The 18,945-nt window shown below is 30.9% G+C and carries 14 protein-coding genes; 9 read left to right on the top strand and 5 right to left on the bottom strand.

Going from position 1 to position 18,945, the window contains the following annotated elements; genetic code table 11:
* Both BT151_RS13135 and BT151_RS13130 read left to right on the top strand, forming a co-directional pair.
* Positions 1-570: a C40 family peptidase gene (locus tag BT151_RS13135; protein ID WP_072402805.1), complete on the top strand. Its 570-nt coding sequence runs from the start codon at positions 1-3 to the stop codon at positions 568-570.
* A gap of 23 nt (positions 571-593) precedes the next feature.
* The gene (locus BT151_RS13130) at positions 594-2,633 is read left to right on the top strand and encodes a ComEC/Rec2 family competence protein (protein ID WP_072402804.1); all 2,040 of its coding nucleotides are present in this window, start codon (positions 594-596) and stop codon (positions 2,631-2,633) included.
* An 8-nt stretch (positions 2,634-2,641) separates the two neighbouring features.
* Here the strand turns inward: BT151_RS13130 and BT151_RS13125 are convergent, their stop codons facing one another.
* From BT151_RS13125 to BT151_RS13105, 5 genes are all read right to left on the bottom strand, one after another.
* Positions 2,642-3,112, bottom strand: a complete 471-nt coding sequence (locus BT151_RS13125; protein WP_072402803.1) for a thioredoxin family protein — start codon at positions 3,110-3,112, stop codon at positions 2,642-2,644.
* 41 nt (positions 3,113-3,153) lie between these two features.
* The gene (locus BT151_RS13120) at positions 3,154-3,702 is read right to left on the bottom strand and encodes a thioredoxin family protein (protein WP_143144312.1); all 549 of its coding nucleotides are present in this window, start codon (positions 3,700-3,702) and stop codon (positions 3,154-3,156) included.
* An 87-nt stretch (positions 3,703-3,789) separates the two neighbouring features.
* On the bottom strand, positions 3,790-5,574 hold the full coding sequence (locus tag BT151_RS13115; RefSeq protein WP_072402802.1) for a peptide MFS transporter: 1,785 nt from the start codon (positions 5,572-5,574) through the stop codon (positions 3,790-3,792).
* Positions 5,575-5,636: 62 nt separating this feature from the next.
* A complete protein-coding gene (locus BT151_RS13110; protein ID WP_072402801.1) occupies positions 5,637-7,199 on the bottom strand; it encodes a peptide MFS transporter in 1,563 nt (520 codons plus the stop codon).
* A 30-nt stretch (positions 7,200-7,229) separates the two neighbouring features.
* On the bottom strand, positions 7,230-9,467 hold the full coding sequence (locus BT151_RS13105; RefSeq protein WP_072402800.1) for a S9 family peptidase: 2,238 nt from the start codon (positions 9,465-9,467) through the stop codon (positions 7,230-7,232).
* Positions 9,468-9,619: 152 nt separating this feature from the next.
* On the opposite strand from BT151_RS13105, the gene BT151_RS13100 reads away from it, so the two are divergent.
* The 7 genes from BT151_RS13100 (at position 9,620) to BT151_RS13070 (ending at position 18,938) form a co-directional block, all read left to right on the top strand.
* Positions 9,620-10,942, top strand: coding sequence for a hydroxymethylglutaryl-CoA reductase, degradative (locus tag BT151_RS13100; protein ID WP_072402799.1), 1,323 nt, complete (start codon positions 9,620-9,622; stop codon positions 10,940-10,942).
* A 2-nt stretch (positions 10,943-10,944) separates the two neighbouring features.
* Positions 10,945-11,850 (top strand): GYDIA family GHMP kinase, encoded by a 906-nt coding sequence (locus tag BT151_RS13095; RefSeq protein WP_072402798.1) that lies wholly within the window; start codon positions 10,945-10,947, stop codon positions 11,848-11,850.
* A gap of 186 nt (positions 11,851-12,036) precedes the next feature.
* Entirely contained in the window at positions 12,037-13,527 is a 1,491-nt protein-coding gene (gene hutH / locus BT151_RS13090; RefSeq protein ID WP_216231116.1) for a histidine ammonia-lyase, read from the top strand.
* A gap of 9 nt (positions 13,528-13,536) precedes the next feature.
* Positions 13,537-15,534 carry a urocanate hydratase gene (locus BT151_RS13085; protein WP_072402796.1) on the top strand — a complete coding sequence of 666 codons (1,998 nt, stop codon included), beginning with the start codon at positions 13,537-13,539 and terminating at the stop codon, positions 15,532-15,534.
* A complete protein-coding gene (gene hutI, locus BT151_RS13080) occupies positions 15,534-16,772 on the top strand; it encodes an imidazolonepropionase (protein WP_072402795.1) in 1,239 nt (412 codons plus the stop codon). Before BT151_RS13085 ends, hutI begins: the two co-directional genes overlap by 1 nt.
* 239 nt (positions 16,773-17,011) lie before the next feature.
* Positions 17,012-18,025, top strand: coding sequence for a glycoside hydrolase family 5 protein (locus tag BT151_RS13075; protein ID WP_072402794.1), 1,014 nt, complete (start codon positions 17,012-17,014; stop codon positions 18,023-18,025).
* Positions 18,026-18,062: 37 nt separating this feature from the next.
* Positions 18,063-18,938 (top strand): AraC family transcriptional regulator, encoded by an 876-nt coding sequence (locus tag BT151_RS13070; protein WP_072402793.1) that lies wholly within the window; start codon positions 18,063-18,065, stop codon positions 18,936-18,938.
* The last annotated feature ends 7 nt before the right edge of the window (positions 18,939-18,945 follow it).

The raw sequence follows: 18,945 nt of genomic DNA, 5'->3' as shown, positions 1-18,945 counted from the left end.
ATGAAAAAAATAGTTTTCATAATTGTATTATTTTTAAGTTTTAGCAGTTGTAAATCTTCAAAACGAGCTAAAAACAAAAACCCATCTTCAAGAGAAATTATCACTAAAAAAAATAAAGAAGACCTTTTAGTTGAAAACTCAGAGAATATTAAAAATGAAGCTTCCATAGAAGAAGAAACTTCCAAATCTAGAGCAGAATATATTATAGATTATGCTAAACAATTTGAAGGTGTTCGCTATAAATGGGGTGGCACTACAACATCAGGAATGGATTGCTCTGGTTTAGTTTACGAATCTTTTAGAGCTTACGATGTTATATTACCTAGAATTTCTAGAGATATGGCAAAGCAAGGTGATAAAATCTCTTTAAAGAATGTTAACACAGGTGATTTGCTTTTCTTTAAAACAGGAAATAGAAGAAACTCCATAAACCATGTTGGTTTAATTATTTCCATAAGAGATAATAATATCGAATTCATACACGCTACAACTAGCAAAGGCGTTATGACATCATGGTTAAACGAAACTTATTGGCTAAAAGCATTTACAGAGGCTCGTAGGATTTTGTAAGATATTTTATATCTTACGTGAGTATGAGACTACTCAATTTCACAATAATTAAATTTACTTTCTACCTTATTATTGGTATTGTAATTGGTCATTTTGTTACTATACCGTTAAAGACATCTCTAATCATAACTTTAGCGCTTTTAGTACTTCTATTTATCTTTTATTTAATTGCAAAAAAGCACTTTAATAAAACCATTTGGTTTGGCTTACTAGCTTTTTTAATAATGATATCTGCAGGAATTCTAACCACTAATATTCATAATCAAAAAAACTTTTCAAACCATTACATACATCAAATTTCATTAGAAAATGATTCCTTAAAAACGGTATCTTTTAGAATTAGAGAAGTTTTAAAACCTGGTAATTATTATGATAAATATGTGATTGATATTTTACAAATTAATAAAAATAAAGTAAGTGGGAAATCGCTTTTAAACATTGAAAAAGATTCAACAAAACCTGTATTAAAAGTAGATGATATTATTATAAGTAAAACAAAATTTAAAGACTTCATTCACCCATTAAATCCAAATCAATTTGATTATAAAAACTACCTAGAGAAAAAATACATTTATCATCAACTCTTTATTACAAATGAATCTCTATTAAAAATTAGTACAAACACACATACCTTTTTTGGTATAGCAAGCAACATTCGCGAATTCATCAACAAAAAGTTAGAACCTTATAACTTCAAACCACATGAATTAGCCATTATAAACGCACTTTTACTGGGGCAAAAACAAGATATAAGTGAAGAGGTTTACACGAGTTATACCAATGCTGGCGCTATTCATATTCTAGCAGTTTCAGGTTTACATGTAGGTATTATTTTAATTATTCTAACTTTTATTTTTAAACCGTTAGAACGTTTAAAATATGGTAAGTTTATTAAAACAATTTTACTTGTAAGTATTTTATGGAGTTTTGCTTTAATAGCAGGTTTATCGGCATCGGTAACTAGAGCAGTGACTATGTTTAGCATTGTAACTATCGCTTTAAATTTAAAAAGACCTACCAATATTTATAACACATTAGCCATTTCTATGTTTGTTATCTTACTTTTTAAACCACTTTTTTTATTTGATGTTGGTTTTCAATTAAGTTATTTGGCGGTTTTTGCTATTGTAGCTATAGATCCATATTTATATAAACTTTGGAAACCAAAATATTGGGTTTTAGATAAATTCTGGCATACGTTTACCATAACTATTTCGGCTCAATTTGGAATTATTCCTGTTAGCTTATTTTATTTTCATCAATTTCCGAGTTTATTCTTTGTCTCAAATTTGCTTATCATTCCTTTTTTAGGAATCATTTTAGGTTTTGGAATCATTGTTATTCTTCTTGCTGCATTAAATATACTTCCAAATTTTATCGCAAGTATTTACGGATATATTATTAGCTTAATGAATGATTTTGTGGGTTGGGTTTCTCTTCAAGAATCCTTTTTATTTAAAAACATTCCTTTTAGTATTTTATACGTTTTTGTTTCGTATTTGTTATTAGTTTCACTTATTCGTCTTTGGATTAAAAGGAATCATTCAAACTTAAAATACTTTTTAATTTCTGTTTTAATTATTCAAACTACGTTCATTTATACTAAATACAATAAACCTTCCAATGAATTTGTTGTGTTTCATAAAAGTAGAAACAGCCTTTTAGGAAATACCTATAACAATAAAATTATAGTCGCTCATGATTTTGACAGCTTAACAAAATCCACCAATAATATCATTAAGGATTATACAGTTGGAAATTATATTAGTTCTATTGAAGAAAATAGGATTCAACATATTTATCTACTTAACAATAAAAACCTTTTGGTTATAGATAGTTTGGGCGTTTACAATATAAAATCGTTTAAACCTGATTATATTTTACTTAGGCAATCACCAAAAATAAATTTGAATCGTTTAATAGATTCTTTAAAACCCAAGTACATTATAGCTGATGGAAGTAATTATAAATCTTATATTGAGCGTTGGGAAGCTATTTGTAAAAAAAGAAAACTCCCTTTTCATCAAACTAGTAAAAAGGGAGCTTATATTATAGATTATTAAGTAATGTGCTAATTATTCTTTACAATATTATTTGCAACTTCCAACCATTTTTCAGCACCACCTCTAACATATCCTGTACTGCCTAGAGTGTTTAAATTCTTTTTTCCTTCAGCTGTCTTTTCTGGTTTTGCAAAATATACTGTTGGATAACCTCTTACCTGAAACATCTTTTGCATTTGGGAATTCTGAGACTTTATTGTTGCTTCTTGTTGTGTTTTTCTAGGAAAATCTAACTCCACCAAAACCACATTATCTTTTGCCCATTTTTCAAAATCGGAAGTTTTAAGAACCTCGTTTTGCAATCTAATACACCATCCACACCAATCTGAACCTGTAAAAAACAATAACAATATTTTATTTTCTTTACTAGCAATTTCAAAGGCCTTATTCATGTCTGTATGCCAAGTTAGTTTTTCTTGGGCAACACTATTAGCCGATGTTAAAACAGTCATTAAAAATATAAATAATATCTTTTTCATTAATTAATTTTTATTATTCTTAAAACAAAACACGTTATAATTTAACTCTTAAACTCTGCTTTAAAAGCATTATAATAAGCATTAAATTCTTCTTGACTTTTAATATTTTTATGATCGTCTTTTTTAAACATTTTTAAATAAAGCTCTAACTGGTTTGGTGTTTGATAACCTCTAAGCGGTGTTATAACATCTCCATTTTCATCAAAAAACACTATAGTTGGGTAAGCATTAATTTGCAAATATCTAGCTAAATCATGTGCAGAATTGCGACGTTTTTCATTTGCTGGATTATAATTAGGATTAGAAAACGATTGCTCTTTATAATTTATAAAGTCATTGCCTTCTCCATTAAACTTTACCGCATAAAAATGCTTATTTACATAATCTGATACTTCTATATTTTGAAACGTATTCTTGTCTAACATTTTACATGGCCCACACCAATTGGTGTAAATATCCATCATGATTTTTTTTGGACTTTTCTTTTGAAGTTCTAAGGCCTCTTGAAACGATACCCAATTAATTTCTTGGGAAGTACTATTAGCGCTAACTAAAATAGCTAAAAGTAATATGTAGGTTATTTTTTTCATGATTATATTGGTTACAAAAGGTGTTCCGAACTTACAAAAAATGCTCCAAATTTGGAGCATTTTGAATATTTTTAACTATTTTTTCGATTAACGCACACCGTGCATGAGTTTTTTCAATATTGGATTTAATAACATTGAAACTAGTCCAATACCGATAGGAACTAATGTAAATATTAAGAAAAATGTACTTAATGAATATTGTTCTGTTATTTTATCAATCATTCCTCCCATAGTTCCAGCTGCTTTTTGACCAATAGCTATAGCCAAGTACCATATTCCAAACATAAAACCTATCATTCTACCTGGCACCAATTTACTTAAATAAGAAAGACCAACAGGTGAAATACATAACTCACCCATAGTATGAAATAAATAAGCCAAAATTAAAAATATCATACTCACAGAAGCAGTTTTAGCTCCTTGGGGAATTCCCATTGTACCAAATACTAAAATACCAAAACCTAAACCTAGTAAAATTAAACCGATACCATATTTCATGGCAACACTTGGGTTGTATTTACTTTCCCACCATTTTGAGAATAAAGGTGCCAATGTAATAATGAAAAATGAATTTAAAATTCCAAACCATGAAGCACCAACTTCAGTCGTTTCTTTACTAAATTCATTATTAACTTTATAATATACGATATACCATAAAAACAAAAATGTGAGCCCTAATATAATATTAGAATACGGGATTTTTGAATATGTTTTTTTGAATAACAAATACAATACCCATGTAATAATAGCTAATGGTACGATTGTTAGAATCGTGTCAATAATTTTGAATATTAAAGCTGAATTCCCTGCTAAATCTCTTGAAGTATAATCTCTTGCAAAAAGCGTCATAGATCCCAAAGACTGCTCAAAAGCACCAAAGAAAAATACTGTAAATATTCCAAAAATCGAAACTGCTATAATTTTATCTCTAACTACTGGATTATATCTTGACATCCTTGAAATTATAAGATATAAAAACAAGACTAATGCTATTAAAATTGTAGCATTCGACCCATCTAAACCGCCTAAATTGAATGGCAATAAATTTATGTTTCCAATTTTTGACAATGGGTCGTTAAATAAATATAAAAGTCCACCTAAAGCCGATAAAACTATTAATATTTTATCTAATGAAGTAAATGGGTTTAACTTTTCATTAGTGGCATTTGTATCATGCTCTTTTGGATGTTCTTCGTTTATGTTTTGAGGCAATTCAACCTCATAAACTTTTGAAGGCTTCTCTCCTATTTGTCCAAATAAATCCTTGGCTAACCAAAACTGAATTAAACCACCAAGCATAAAAATTCCTGCTAAACCAAAACCATAACTCCAACCAATATTTTCAGCTAAATAACCACATAACATCATTCCAAAAAATGCGCCTGCGTTTACTCCCATATAGTAAATAGTGTAAGCTCCATCTTTTTTAGACTCTTTCCCCTTGTACATTTCAGAAATCATAGAAGTCATATTAGGTTTAAAAAAACCTGTCCCAATTATTAGCAATGCTAATCCTAAGTATAGTGACCAAGTTGTTTCAAATACCATTGATAAATGTCCCAACATCATAATAAAACAACCAATAATTACTGCCCATTTATAACCTGTTATTTTATCTGCTATATAACCACCAACAATTGGAGTTAAGTATAATAAAGAAGAATACGTTCCTATTAAAGCCAAGGCATTTTCGCGCGACCACTCCCAACCAGGATTATCACTTAAAAATGGGGCTGTTAAAAATAAAACTAAGAGAATTTTCATTCCATAAAATGAAAAACGCTCCCACATTTCTGTAAAAAATATAACAAATAATCCTGCTGGATGCCCTATAACCTTATCTTTAAAAAGGTTTTCAATGTCTGTATTCATGAAAAGAATATTTAATGGTTAGTTACAATAAAGGAAACCCTTATATAGAGGGTTGATAAATTTTAATTATCTGCTAATTCAAAACCTTCAGTTTCGTCTGAATGCATCATACGCTCACTTTCTTCAACACCATGAGTTAACCTTTTTAAGGGTTTTAAAATCATTATAAATAATATGCCAACTATAACTGTAAAAATAACTATTCCTGAAAATATAGTAAGTTCTCCAAATTCAGAAGCAGACTCACCTACAATACCTGCTACTTTATTACCTAATCCAGTTGCTGCAAAGTAAACCCCCATCATTAAAGACGCATATTTCGCAGGAGCTAATTTAGTAATAAAAGATAATGCCACTGGAGATATACATAACTCACCAATTGTATGAAAAAAGTAAGCCAACACAAGCCAAATCATACTAGATGTTCCCGATTTCTCAAACTGCATAGCTGCAAATACCATAAACAAAAAACCAAAGCCCATGATAATAATACCCAAAGCCATTTTAAATAATGAAGAAGCCTCTTTTCCTTTTAATTTTCGTTTTGCCCATATACTAGCTACTAGAGTTGCAAATAATATAATAAAACCAGCATTTAAACTTTGGTACATTACTGTTGGTATTTCAAACCATCCAAAAAGGTTTCTATCAGTTTTTGTATCGGTATATAAATTCATTAATCCACCAGCTTGTTCAAAAGCTCCCCAAAATATTATTACCATAATAAATGATAATAATAATACCATAAATCGATCTTTATAAACTTGAGTTTCTAATTCTTTATAAATCATCATTAATAAAGCTGCAATTGCTGTTAAGAAAAGAAATAACATACCATAACCCCAATCCATAAAATACCATCCAACAATAGAAGCTATTAATAAAGCCCCCGCATATAATAATTGTTTAGGTGAAGTAAATAATCTTGAATATAATTTACCATAGGACACATCATTTTCATCATTAGTGCTTGGAACAAAATTGCCAACTTGAGTTAAATATTTTTGGCCAGCAATATAATTAATCAAGCCTAAAAGCATAACAATACCTGCAAGACCAAATCCTGCATGCCAACCCCATTTTGCTACAACACCTCCAACAATCATAGTTGCAAGTAAAGACCCTAAGTTAATACCTATATAAAAAATACTAAATCCTTTATCTCTTCTTATATCTCCTTGTTTGTATAAACCTCCAACCATTGTAGATATATTAGGCTTTAATAAACCTACACCTAAAATAACCAAACCTAAACCTGTATAAAACGCCCAAATATCTGTCATTACTAAAACCCCGTGACCTATACACAATATTATTGCTCCAAAAAGAACAGCCTTTTTTTGTCCAATTAATTTATCAGCTATCATACCTCCTGGAATAGACATTACATAAACTAGCATAGTATACCAACCGTAAAGCGCTAATGCCTCTTTACTAGTCCATCCTAAACCAGCTCCTCTAGCATCGTCTCCAAGTGTTGAAGTTGTCATGTATAAAACCAATAATGCACGCATGCCATAGTAAGAAAAACGCTCCCACATTTCGGTTAAAAATAAAATATATAGTCCTATTGGTTGTCCAAAAAGTTCTTTTTGATGTGGTTTTAATACAGTAGTAGCTGCCATATATAATTATTATTTAGTTAGTAATTTAGTTCACCCTTTAATTTTAACTTCTTCTTTTTGTTTGCTTTCTTCTTGTTTCTCTATTTTATCACCTAGTTTTTCATTGATAAAATGAGTCATTTTTTTGTATAAATGAAGTCTTGTATTCCCTCCATAAATACCATGATTCTTGTCTGGATAAATTGCCCAATCAAACTGCTTATCGGCTTGAATTAAAGCTTCTGCCAAACGCATGGTATTTTGCAAATGTACGTTATCATCAGCAGATCCGTGTACCAAAAGAAAATCGCCCTTTAATTTATCTACATGGTTTATTGGTGAATTATCATCATAACCACTCGCGTTTTCTTGTGGCGTAGCCATGTAACGCTCTGTATAAATACTATCATAAAAACGCCAGCTACTTACTGGTGCTACTGCAATAGCCATTTTAAAAACATCATTACCCTTAAATAAAACATTACTACTCATAAAACCACCATAACTCCAACCCCAAATACCTATTCTACTTGCATCAATATAAGGTAATTCTCCTAATTGTTTTCCGGCTTGAATTTGGTCTTCAACCTCATACTTACCTAATTCATTTTGGGTTACTTTTTTAAATTCTGCTCCTTTAAACCCTGTTCCTCTTCCATCAACACATGCAATAATATAACCTTGTTGCGCTAAATACTGAAACCAATAATCGTTAGCACTATTCCATTGATTGGCTACTTGCTGAGAGCCTGGACCTGAATATTGGTACATGAATAGTGGATACTGTTTGCTCTCATCAAAATCAGCAGGTTTAATCATCCACATATTTAAATCGTTACCATTAACATGAATGGTACTAAATTCTTTTTTTGATGTTTTATAATCTGAAAGACTTTGCGATAACACATCGTTATCTTTTATACTTTTAATTAAATTCCCAGAAGACGCACTATTTAAAGTATATTCTGGTGGGGTTGTAGCACTTGAAAATGTATTAATAAAATATGAAAAATCGGCACTAAAAGCAGCATTGTTTGTTCCTTCACTTTTTGTGAGTCTGGTTTTGTTGCGACCATTTAATTTTATGGAATATACATCTCTATTTATAGAACCGTTTTCAACAGATTGATAGAAAATAGTATTATTTTTCTCATCATAACCATAATAATTAGTCACTTCCCAATTTCCTTTTGTAATTTGATTAATCAGCTTTCCATCTTTATTATAATGGTAAATATGATTAAACCCATCTTTTTCACTGGTCCAAATAAAGCTATTGTCCTTTAAAAAAGTTAAGTTATCTGTTACATCTATATAGGCTTTATCTTTTTCAGCTAAAACTAAATTAGACGTATTGTTTTTAGCATTTATCATCCACAAATCCAATTCACTTTGATGTCTATTCATGTATTGAGCACTTAAAACATCAGGATTATTAGTCCATTCAATACGCGGAATATAAAAATCGTTGTATGCCTTATCAACTTTTACTTCGTCTGCCTTTTTAGATTTCAAATCATATATATGAAGAGATACTACAGAATTAGCTTCACCTGCCTTTGGGTATTTAAAAACTTGTTGGGTTTGGTAAAGACCTTCACCATAAACATCCATAGAAAATTCTGGCACATTGGTTTCATCAAAACGAATAAAGGCTATTTTATCACTATCTACATTCCAATCAAAAGCACGAACAAATGCGAATTCTTCTTCATAAACCCAATCGGTAATGCCATTAATAATTTCATTTTTCTTTCCATCAAATGTTATTTGTGAAATTTTATCAGCGTCTAAATCTTTAACATATAAATTATTATCAAAACCATAAGCAACATATTTTCCGTTTGGCGAAAATGTTGGCTCTTGAATTTTTTCTTCTGAAATTAAGGATAAAGATTGCGTGTTAACATTATACACATAATAATTTCCTAAAGAAGAACGACGATAAATTGATTTTTCATTTGTTGCCAAAATCACTTTATTCTCATCGGTACTAAAAGTATAATCTGTAAAGTATGGTACATCATCAAGATTAGTAGAACTTACCAAAGTTTCAACCTTTTTCAAGGTTTTATAATCATAAATATCTATAGAAGTGCTTCTTGTAGCTCTATCAAAATTTAAAACAGAATACTGTTGTCCATTAGCCATAGAATGCAAAACATCCATGCCTTCTGTTCTAAAAGTGCCGTTGCTCCAAATGTCTTCAAGTGTGATCTTTTTTGTTTGAGCCGTTAAAATTGTAGATAAAAAAAGGCAAACGCAAAAAGAGATTTTTAGGTATTTCATTAAAAAAACTATTTAATTCTTAAAAGGGTGTCAAGTTTACTAAAAATTATGTAAAAAACCACCAACATTAACACTTAAATAATTCAGTTTAGAATTAAGATATTTATTATTCACACCAAGAATAGTATCTTTGCTCTGCAAATTAACATGTTATGAGTAAATCTATTTCTGGTTTTTCCAAACTGTCTAAATCAAAAAAAATTGATTGGATTGTTGACACCTATTTTTCTAATGCTGAAGATGCTACACGCATTTTGAAACAATATTGGAATAGTAGCGAAAAACTGCAACAACTTCATGATGAGTTTATTGAAAACACCATAACAAACTATTATTTACCATTTGGTGTAGCACCCAATTTTTCAATAAACGGAAAATTATATACCATACCAATGGCTATTGAAGAAAGCTCTGTAGTTGCTGCAGCCAGTAAATCTGCAAAGTTTTGGTTAGATAGAGGCGGATTTAAAACAACAGTAATTTCTACTACAAAAATTGGTCAGGTTCATTTTACTTATAAAGGTGATTTTGAAAAATTAAAACAGTTTTTTATTAGTGTAAAATCTAAACTTTTTAAAGACACAGAAACTATCACCAAAAACATGAAAAAACGTGGTGGTGGTATTATTGATATAAAATTACGAGACAAAACAGAAGATATAGAAAATTATTACCAACTTCATGCATCATTTGAAACGCTTGATGCTATGGGCGCTAATTTTATAAACTCATGTTTAGAGCAGTTTGCTAAAACTTTTAAAAGTGAAGCATTAGTATTTGGTTTGTTTTCTGATGAAGAAAAACAAATTGATATTATAATGAGTATTCTATCTAACTATGTTCCTAATTGTTTAGTGCGTGCCGAAGTTAGTTGTAAAGTTGAGGATTTAAGCGAAAATGGCTCTATTTTGGGTGAAACTTTTGCTAATAAATTTGTGCAAGCTGTAAATATTGCTGAAGTTGAACCTTATCGCGCAGTAACTCACAATAAAGGTATTATGAATGGTATTGATGCTGTTATTTTAGCTACAGGAAACGATTTTAGAGCCGTTGAAGCTGGAGTACACGCATATGCATCAAGACGTGGAAAATATAGTAGTTTATCACATGCTAAAGTTGAAAATGGCATTTTCACTTTTTGGATGGAAATCCCATTAGCACTAGGAACTGTTGGTGGATTAACAGGCTTACACCCTTTAGTGAAATTATCGTTAGAATTATTACATAAACCTTCGGCTAAAGAACTCATGCAAATTGTAGCAGTAGCAGGTTTAGCACAAAATTTTGCCGCACTTCGTTCGTTAACAACAACTGGTATTCAAGAAGGCCATATGAAAATGCATTTAATGAATATTTTAAACCAGTTTGAAGCTAGTGATTTTGAAAAACAAACTTTAACTGAGTACTTTAAAAACAACACGGTTACGCATAGCGCTGTAACCGAAGCTATTAATAACTTAAGAGTAAAAAATTAATAGTGAGTACATTTTACAGCAACGGGAAATTATTATTGACAGGAGAATATGTTGTACTTGATGGTGCATTGTCATTTGCTGTTCCAACAAAACATGGCCAATCTTTAATTGTTGAAAATATAGCTGAACCCAAAATTATTTGGAAAAGTTTAGATGAAAAGGGAGATGTATGGTTTGAGGAAATATTCAAAATTGATGAGATTACTACATCGCACACTCCTAACAGTGACATTGCAGAAAGACTTATTCAAATTTTAAATGCAGCGAAACAATTAAACTCAAATTTTTTAAATACGAAAACAGGTTTTAAAGTTACTACCAAATTAGATTTTCCTAATAATTGGGGCCTAGGCACCTCATCAACATTAATAAATAATATAGCACAATGGGCAAATGTTGATGCTTACCAACTTTTAGAAAAAACTTTTGGAGGAAGTGGTTATGACATTGCATGTGCAAAGCATAACCATCCTATTACTTATCAAATTAAAAATGATAAGCCAATAGCTAAAGAAATTGATTTCAATCCCACTTTTAAAGACCATTTATATTTTATTCATTTAAATAAAAAACAAAATAGTCGAGAGGGTATTAAACATTATCATGCAAATAAACAAGATTCAAAATCTGCTATTAAAGAAATTGAAGACATTACAAAAAAAATGATTATTTGTAAAACTTTAGAAGATTTTGATAACTTAATAAACACGCATGAAACCATCATTTCTAAAATCACAAAACAAACTCCTGTAAAAAATCTTTTGTTTGATGATTTTGAAGGCTGCATCAAAAGTCTTGGTGCTTGGGGTGGCGATTTTATATTAGTTACTTCCAAAATAAATCCAGCCAATTATTTTAAAGAAAAAGGTTTTGAAACTATTATTTCTTACAAGGAAATGGTTTTATAAAAATTGGGTTCTTTAACTTAATTATTAAGCAATTACCCTCCTCAAATAAAAGCTTTCCTAGACATTTCTGTATTTATTTCTAAACAAATCAGAAACACTTTAATCGCATAGGCTTTCGGATTAAAACAAAAGTCATTAAAAATAAACATAACTTTGTATTTATAATAATTAATACATTGATTATTGATGTTTAAATATGGAATAGATAAACTTACTGTTAACAAGGTCATTAATATTTCTAATGGAAAACTAAAAACTGAACTTAATGAAAGTGCTGTTTTAAAAGTAAACGAAAGCAGAAATAGAGTTGAAAAAATGGCGAAGTCTAACAAGGCTATTTATGGTATAAATACAGGGTTTGGACCTTTATGTGATGTCCAAATAACACCAGAGGAAACCAATAAACTTCAAGAAAATTTACTAATAACACATGCTGTAGGCGTTGGAAACCCAATTGATAAGCGTTTATCAAAAATTATGATGATATGCAAAGTTCACGCTTTATGCTTAGGTTTTTCTGGTATTCGTTTAGAAGTTATAAAACGTATTCTTTATTTTATTGAAAATGATTTACTTCCGGTTGTTCCCGAGCAAGGATCGGTTGGAGCTTCAGGAGACTTAGCACCTTTATCACATTTATTTTTACCATTAATTGGTGAAGGCGAATTTTGGATTGAAAACAAAATAGTAAATGCAAAAAACGTTCTTAAAAAGCATAACTTAAAAGCCATTAAATTACAAGCAAAAGAAGGATTAGCATTAATAAACGGTACTCAATTTATTTTAGCGCATGCTATTTTAGGTCTAAATAAAATGAATTATTTACTCGATTTAGCTGACTTAGCTGGCGCCATGAGCATAGAAGGTTATAAAGGAAGTGCTTCACCATTTAAAGAAGCATTACATACTATTAGACCTTTTAAAGGAAATTTAAAAGTAGCTAAACGCATGCGTATGCTTTTTAAAGATTCTGAGAATATTATGTCTCATGAAAATTGCGAACGTGTTCAAGACCCATACTCTATGCGCTGTATTCCGCAAGTTCATGGCGCTTCAAGAAATGCGTTTTATCATTTAAAAGAATTGGCTGAAATAGAAATGAACTCGGTTACAGATAATCCTATCGTTTTAAGTGATACTGTAGCTATTTCTGGCGGAAACTTTCATGGTCAACCTTTAGCTATGGCTTTAGATTATGCTTCAATTGCCGCATCAGAATTAGGTAATATTGCAGACAGAAGATGCTATTTACTCATAGAAGGCAAGTATGGTTTACCTCGGTTATTAACAACTGGTGGTGGCTTAAATTCTGGTTTTATGATTCCGCAGTACACAACAGCAGCTTTAGTAACCGAAAATAAATCTTTATGCTTCCCTCCTTCTGCAGATAGTATTCCTACATCATTAGGGCAAGAAGATCATGTGTCGATGGGAAGTATTTCGGGTAGAAAATTCAACCAAATATTAGGTAATTTAGATAAAATACTAGCTATTGAACTTATGTATGCTGCTCAAGCTTTAGAATTCAGAAGGCCTCACACCTTTTCAAAAATAGTAGAAGAAAATTTCAAAATCATAAGAAATAAAGTCAAAAAACTTGAAGACGACAGAGTTTTAAAACCTGATATTGATAATATGATTAACTTGGTAATCAATCAATCTTTTGTAGTTAAATAAAATTTAAGAATGACATTTCAAGAGCAAATATTACTAGGAATTCCTTCAGAATTACCACTTAAAAAAGAATATCCTAATAAAGCAAATAGAGCACCTAAAAGAAAGGATATTTTATCTATTGAAGAAAAACAGCTAGCTATTAGAAATGCACTTCGTTATTTCCCTAAAGAATGGCATGAAGCATTGGCTATAGAGTTTGCACAAGAATTAAAAGATTACGGTAGGATCTATATGTACAGATTTAAACCGGTTTATGATATTTATGCAAGACCAATAGACCAATATCCTTCAAAATCTAATCAAGCCGCAGCAATTATGCTAATGATTCAAAACAATTTGAATCCTGCTGTGGCACAACATCCAGAAGAACTCATTACTTATGGCGGTAATGGTGCTGTATTTCAAAATTGGGCACAGTATTTAATTACCATGCAATATTTAGCAATCATGACAGATGAGCAAACATTACATATGTATTCTGGTCATCCTATGGGTTTATTTCCTTCGTCAAAAAATGCTCCGCGAGTTGTTGTTACTAATGGCATGATGATTCCTAACTATTCTCAGCCCGATGATTGGGAAAAATTTAATGCACTCGGTGTTACACAATATGGTCAAATGACTGCCGGTTCGTTTATGTACATTGGCCCGCAAGGTATTGTTCACGGTACAACCATTACTGTAATGAATGCTTTCAGAAAGATTTTACAAAAAAATGAATCACCTAACGGGAAAATATTTTTAACTGCGGGTTTAGGAGGTATGAGTGGCGCACAACCAAAAGCAGGAAATATTGCTAGTTGTATTACCATTGCTGCAGAAATTAATCCTAAAGCTGCCACAAAACGTTACGAACAAGGTTGGGTTGATGTTTTAATTGATTCTATGGAGGAGTTAATTTCTAGAGTAAAACAAGCTCAAAAAAATAACGAAGTCGTTTCAATAGCTTTTATTGGAAACATAGTTGATGTTTGGGAACGTTTTGATGAAGAAAACATTTTTATTCACGTAGGTTCAGATCAAACTTCTCTGCACATTCCTTGGACAGGAGGCTATTATCCGGTTGATATTTCCTACGAAGAATCTAACCAATTAATTCGTGAGAAACCTGAAGTTTTCAAACAAAAAGTACAAGAAACACTAAGGCGACATGCTACTGCAATAAATAACCACACAGCAAAAGGAACGTATTTTTTCGATTATGGAAACGCCTTTTTATTAGAAGCCTCAAGAGCTGGAGCAGATGTTATGGCTGAAAATAATATCGATTTTAAATACCCATCTTATGTTCAGGATATTTTAGGGCCCATGTGTTTCGATTATGGTTTTGGTCCTTTTCGTTGGGTTTGTACTTCTGGAAAACCTGAAGATTTAGATAAAACCGACGAAATTGCTGCAGTTGTTTTACAGGAAATTATGGAAAATTCACCAGAAGAAATTCAACTGCAAATGCAAGACAACATCACTTGGATAAAGGATGCTAAAAAGAATAAAATGGTTGTCGGCTCGCAAGCCCGTATTTTATATGCAGATGCAGAAGGAAGAGTCAAAATTGCTCAAGCTTTTAACAATGCTGTTTCAAAAGGAAAGATTGGACCTATCGTATTAGGTAGAGATCATCATGATGTTAGCGGAACAGATTCTCCATACAGAGAAACATCTAACATTTACGACGGAAGTAAATTTACAGCAGACATGGCTATTCATAATGTTATTGGCGATAGCTTTAGAGGCGCCACTTGGGTATCCATCCATAATGGTGGTGGTGTTGGCTGGGGTGAAGTTATAAATGGTGGTTTTGGCATGCTACTAGACGGAACAAAAGAAGCAGAAGCCCGTTTAAAAAATATGCTTTTTTATGATGTAAATAATGGTATTGCTCGTAGAAGTTGGGCAAGAAATGATGAAGCCATATTCGCTATAAAAAGAGAAATGAAACGCTCACCTAATCTTAAAGTTACTTTGCCTAACTTAGTTGCAGATGAATTATTAAAAGACCTTTTTTAATGACCACACTTTTTAAAAACATTAAAGAATTAGTTCAAGTTCGAACAGAACCTATTTCATTTGTTTCAGGTTCTAACATGAAAGAGCTACCAACTATCAAAAACGCTTTTTTGGTTGTTAAAAATGGACTAATTTCAGATTTCGGCTCCATGGCTAATTGCCCAACTTCTAAGTTTGAAAATGTAATTGATGCAACAGGTAAGCTTATATTACCTGCGTGGTGTGATTCTCATACACATATTGTTTATGCAGGAAATCGTGAAGGTGAATTTGTAGACAGAATAAATGGATTAACCTATAAAGAAATAGCCAACAATGGTGGAGGTATATTAAATTCAGCGAAAAAATTACAAGAAACTTCAGAACAAGACTTATACCAACAAAGCAAAACTCGTTTAGAAGAAGTAATAAAATTAGGCACAGGAGCTATTGAAATAAAATCTGGCTACGGTCTAACTGTAGAAGCCGAATTAAAAATGCTTCGAGTAATAAAACGGTTAAAAGAAAATTACCCGATTAGAATTAAATCTACACTTCTAGCAGCACATGCTTTACCAGAAGAGTATAAAAACAATAAAGCTGATTTTTTACAGCTAGTTATTGATGAGTTAATACCAAAAGTGGATAAAGAAAATCTAGCTGAATATGTTGATGTCTTTTGTGAAACAGGATACTTTTCAGTTGATGATACCGAACTCATTTTAGAAGCCGGTAAAAAATATGGACTTATCCCAAAAATACATGTCAATCAATTTAATTCAATAGGTGGCGTACAAGCAGGAATAAAGTTTGATGCATTATCTGTAGATCATCTTGAAGAAATGAGAGAAGAAGATATTATGGCTTTAAAAGGAACTTTAACCATGCCAGTAGCATTACCTAGTTGTTCTTATTTTTTAAGTATTCCTTACACACCAGCGCGAAAAATGATTGACGCTGGTTTACCTTTAGCTTTAGCTACAGATTATAACCCAGGATCTACACCATCTGGCAATATGAATTTTGTAGTTTCAACAGCTTGTATAAAAATGAAAATGACCCCTAAAGAAGCTATTAATGCTGCCACAATTAATGGTGCCTATGCTATGGGATTAGAAAAAGAAATGGGATCAATATCAACAGGAAAAGTTGCCAATTTAATATTAACTAAACCTATTAATTCATATGCCTATCTTCCTTATGCGTTTGGATCAAATTTAATTGAGGATGTGTATATAAAAGGTGAATTATATTATTAATTTTTTAAAAGTTTCGTTTAATACAAACTAATAATTAATTAGGAAATTAAAATCTACATAAAACCTCTTAAACTACATTTTCATGTAAATCATAGAGTACAAAAAACAAGAATTCATATACAATTTTGTCATTTTCACTTGAAATTTAATCAATTCTTACGTTTTATTTTTAGATTAATTTATAATGAAATAACTTGCTATAAATGATACATTATCATAAAATTAAGTTTCAGTAAATTATGAAAAATTTTAAAGTAAAATTCACATTAGTGATTTGTGGTTTGTTTTTAACTACAGCATTTTCTCAAAGCAAATTAGAAAAAATTTTAGTTAATGAAAATGATTTTGTTTTTGAAAACGGAAAGACAATTGTATTTAGAGGTTACAATACTAGTGACCCAGATAAATTAGAAACACAAGGACATTGGGACAAATCTTACTTTAAAGAAATAAAAAATTGGGGCGCTAATATTGTTCGCTTTCCCGTACACCCAACAGCCTGGGTAAAAAGAGGAAAAGAAAACTATTTTAAACTACTAGACGATGGTATAAAATGGGCCACTGAACTCAATTTATATGTTATCATAGATTGGCACAGCATAGGTAACTTACAAACAGAAATGTACCAAAACGACATGTATGATACAACTTTAAAGGAAACCTATGATTTTTGGAGAACTATTGCTGCCAAATATGGTAAAAATACCACAGTTGCTTTTTATGAATTATTTAATGAACCTACAACCTTCAATAATACCTTGGGTACTGCAACTTGGGAAGAATGGAAAAAAATAAATGAAGAGTTAATAACTATTATTAGAGCAAATGGAGGTGAAGGTATTCCGTTAGTAGCTGGTTTTAATTGGGCATACGATTTAACACCCGTTAGAGAAAACCCAATTAATGCAGAAGGAATTGCATATGTAGATCATCCTTATCCACAAAAAAGAGAAAAACCTTGGAAAGACAAATGGACAAAAGATTGGGGTTTTGTTAAAGATAAATACCCTTTAATACTTACTGAAATTGGTTTTTGCGGACCAGAGGACCCAGGTGCACATATACCTGTAATTAGCGATGAATCTTATGGTGATGCCATAACAAATTATTGTGACGATAAAGAAATCTCTTATGTTGTATGGGTTTTTGATGGAGAATGGGCTCCAAGATTATTTGAAGATTGGAAAACTTATAAACCATCAAGACACGGAAAATATTTCAAAAAGAAAATAAACTCATACAAATACGATTAAACTCTTTAAAAAATAACTATAGTAAACATAAAAGTTTATGAGTAGGACAATAAATAGAGAAATAACACTATTAGAGCCTGACAATGGTTTTTTGGTAATTAATAGGGTAAAGGAGAAATTTGATTTCCCTATACACTTTCACCCTGAATATGAACTAAATTTCATTTTAAACGGAAAAGGTGTACTCAGAGTTGTAGGAGATAGTGTTGAAGAATTAAGTAATATAGATCTTGTGCTAGTTGGCTCTTATGTAAAACATGGTTGGGAAAATCATAATTGCAAGAACACTCCAATTTATGAAATGACTTTTCAGTTTAATGATAGTATTTTTGATGAAAAACTACTTTCACTTAGAATGTTTAATGAGATTAATGACATGTTTAAGCGAGCTAATCATGGCATAAAATTCTCGAAAGAAACATCAAAAAAACTAATGCCTAAAATTATAACATTAACTAAAATAGACACTGTTGATGAATTTATTAAGTTTTTAAATATTCTGCAAGAAATGGCAGTTTCAAAAAGCCAAAGGCTACTTTCCTCTAGTAGTTCTAATGTTGATGGTGAATATGAAAACAGTATTAGAATTAAAAAAGTATACGAATTTATTCAAGAAAATTTTACACGAAAAATCTCGCTTTCAGAAATTTCTGAGTTAATAAACATGAGCCCTGTTTCCTTTAACCGGTTTATAAAAAAACGCACAGGAAAAACATTTGTAGAATACGTAAATGACACGCGTTTAAGTTTTGCCTCAAGGTGGCTAATTGAGACAGACATGAGTATTGGCGAAATTAGTTTTAAATGTGGTTATAATAATATTACTCATTTTAATAGACAATTTAAAAAAGCTAAAAAATCAACACCTTCAGAATTTAGAGAAAAATTTGAAAGAACAGACGCAAAGCAGTAACAAAATA

The organism is Flaviramulus basaltis, from assembly GCF_900114265.1.
Taxonomy (GTDB): domain Bacteria; phylum Bacteroidota; class Bacteroidia; order Flavobacteriales; family Flavobacteriaceae; genus Flaviramulus; species Flaviramulus basaltis.
Note: the sequence above shows the minus strand (reverse complement) of the source record. Positions and strands in the feature narration are given on the sequence as shown.

Excerpts from the sequence above, each read along its gene's own strand:
- BT151_RS13130 (WP_072402804.1), top strand. The coding sequence starts at position 594 with ATGAGACTACTCAATTTCACAATAATTAAATTTACTTTCTACCTTATT.
- hutI (WP_072402795.1), top strand. The coding sequence starts at position 15,534 with ATGACCACACTTTTTAAAAACATTAAAGAATTAGTTCAAGTTCGAACA.
- BT151_RS13125 (WP_072402803.1), bottom strand. The coding sequence starts at position 3,112 with ATGAAAAAGATATTATTTATATTTTTAATGACTGTTTTAACATCGGCT.
- BT151_RS13115 (WP_072402802.1), bottom strand. The coding sequence starts at position 5,574 with ATGAATACAGACATTGAAAACCTTTTTAAAGATAAGGTTATAGGGCAT.
- BT151_RS13100 (WP_072402799.1), top strand. The coding sequence starts at position 9,620 with ATGAGTAAATCTATTTCTGGTTTTTCCAAACTGTCTAAATCAAAAAAA.
- BT151_RS13070 (WP_072402793.1), top strand. The coding sequence starts at position 18,063 with ATGAGTAGGACAATAAATAGAGAAATAACACTATTAGAGCCTGACAAT.
- BT151_RS13075 (WP_072402794.1), top strand. The coding sequence starts at position 17,012 with ATGAAAAATTTTAAAGTAAAATTCACATTAGTGATTTGTGGTTTGTTT.
- BT151_RS13105 (WP_072402800.1), bottom strand. The coding sequence starts at position 9,467 with ATGAAATACCTAAAAATCTCTTTTTGCGTTTGCCTTTTTTTATCTACA.
- BT151_RS13085 (WP_072402796.1), top strand. The coding sequence starts at position 13,537 with ATGACATTTCAAGAGCAAATATTACTAGGAATTCCTTCAGAATTACCA.
- hutH (WP_216231116.1), top strand. The coding sequence starts at position 12,037 with ATGTTTAAATATGGAATAGATAAACTTACTGTTAACAAGGTCATTAAT.
- BT151_RS13120 (WP_143144312.1), bottom strand. The coding sequence starts at position 3,702 with ATGAAAAAAATAACCTACATATTACTTTTAGCTATTTTAGTTAGCGCT.
- BT151_RS13135 (WP_072402805.1), top strand. The coding sequence starts at position 1 with ATGAAAAAAATAGTTTTCATAATTGTATTATTTTTAAGTTTTAGCAGT.
- BT151_RS13110 (WP_072402801.1), bottom strand. The coding sequence starts at position 7,199 with ATGGCAGCTACTACTGTATTAAAACCACATCAAAAAGAACTTTTTGGA.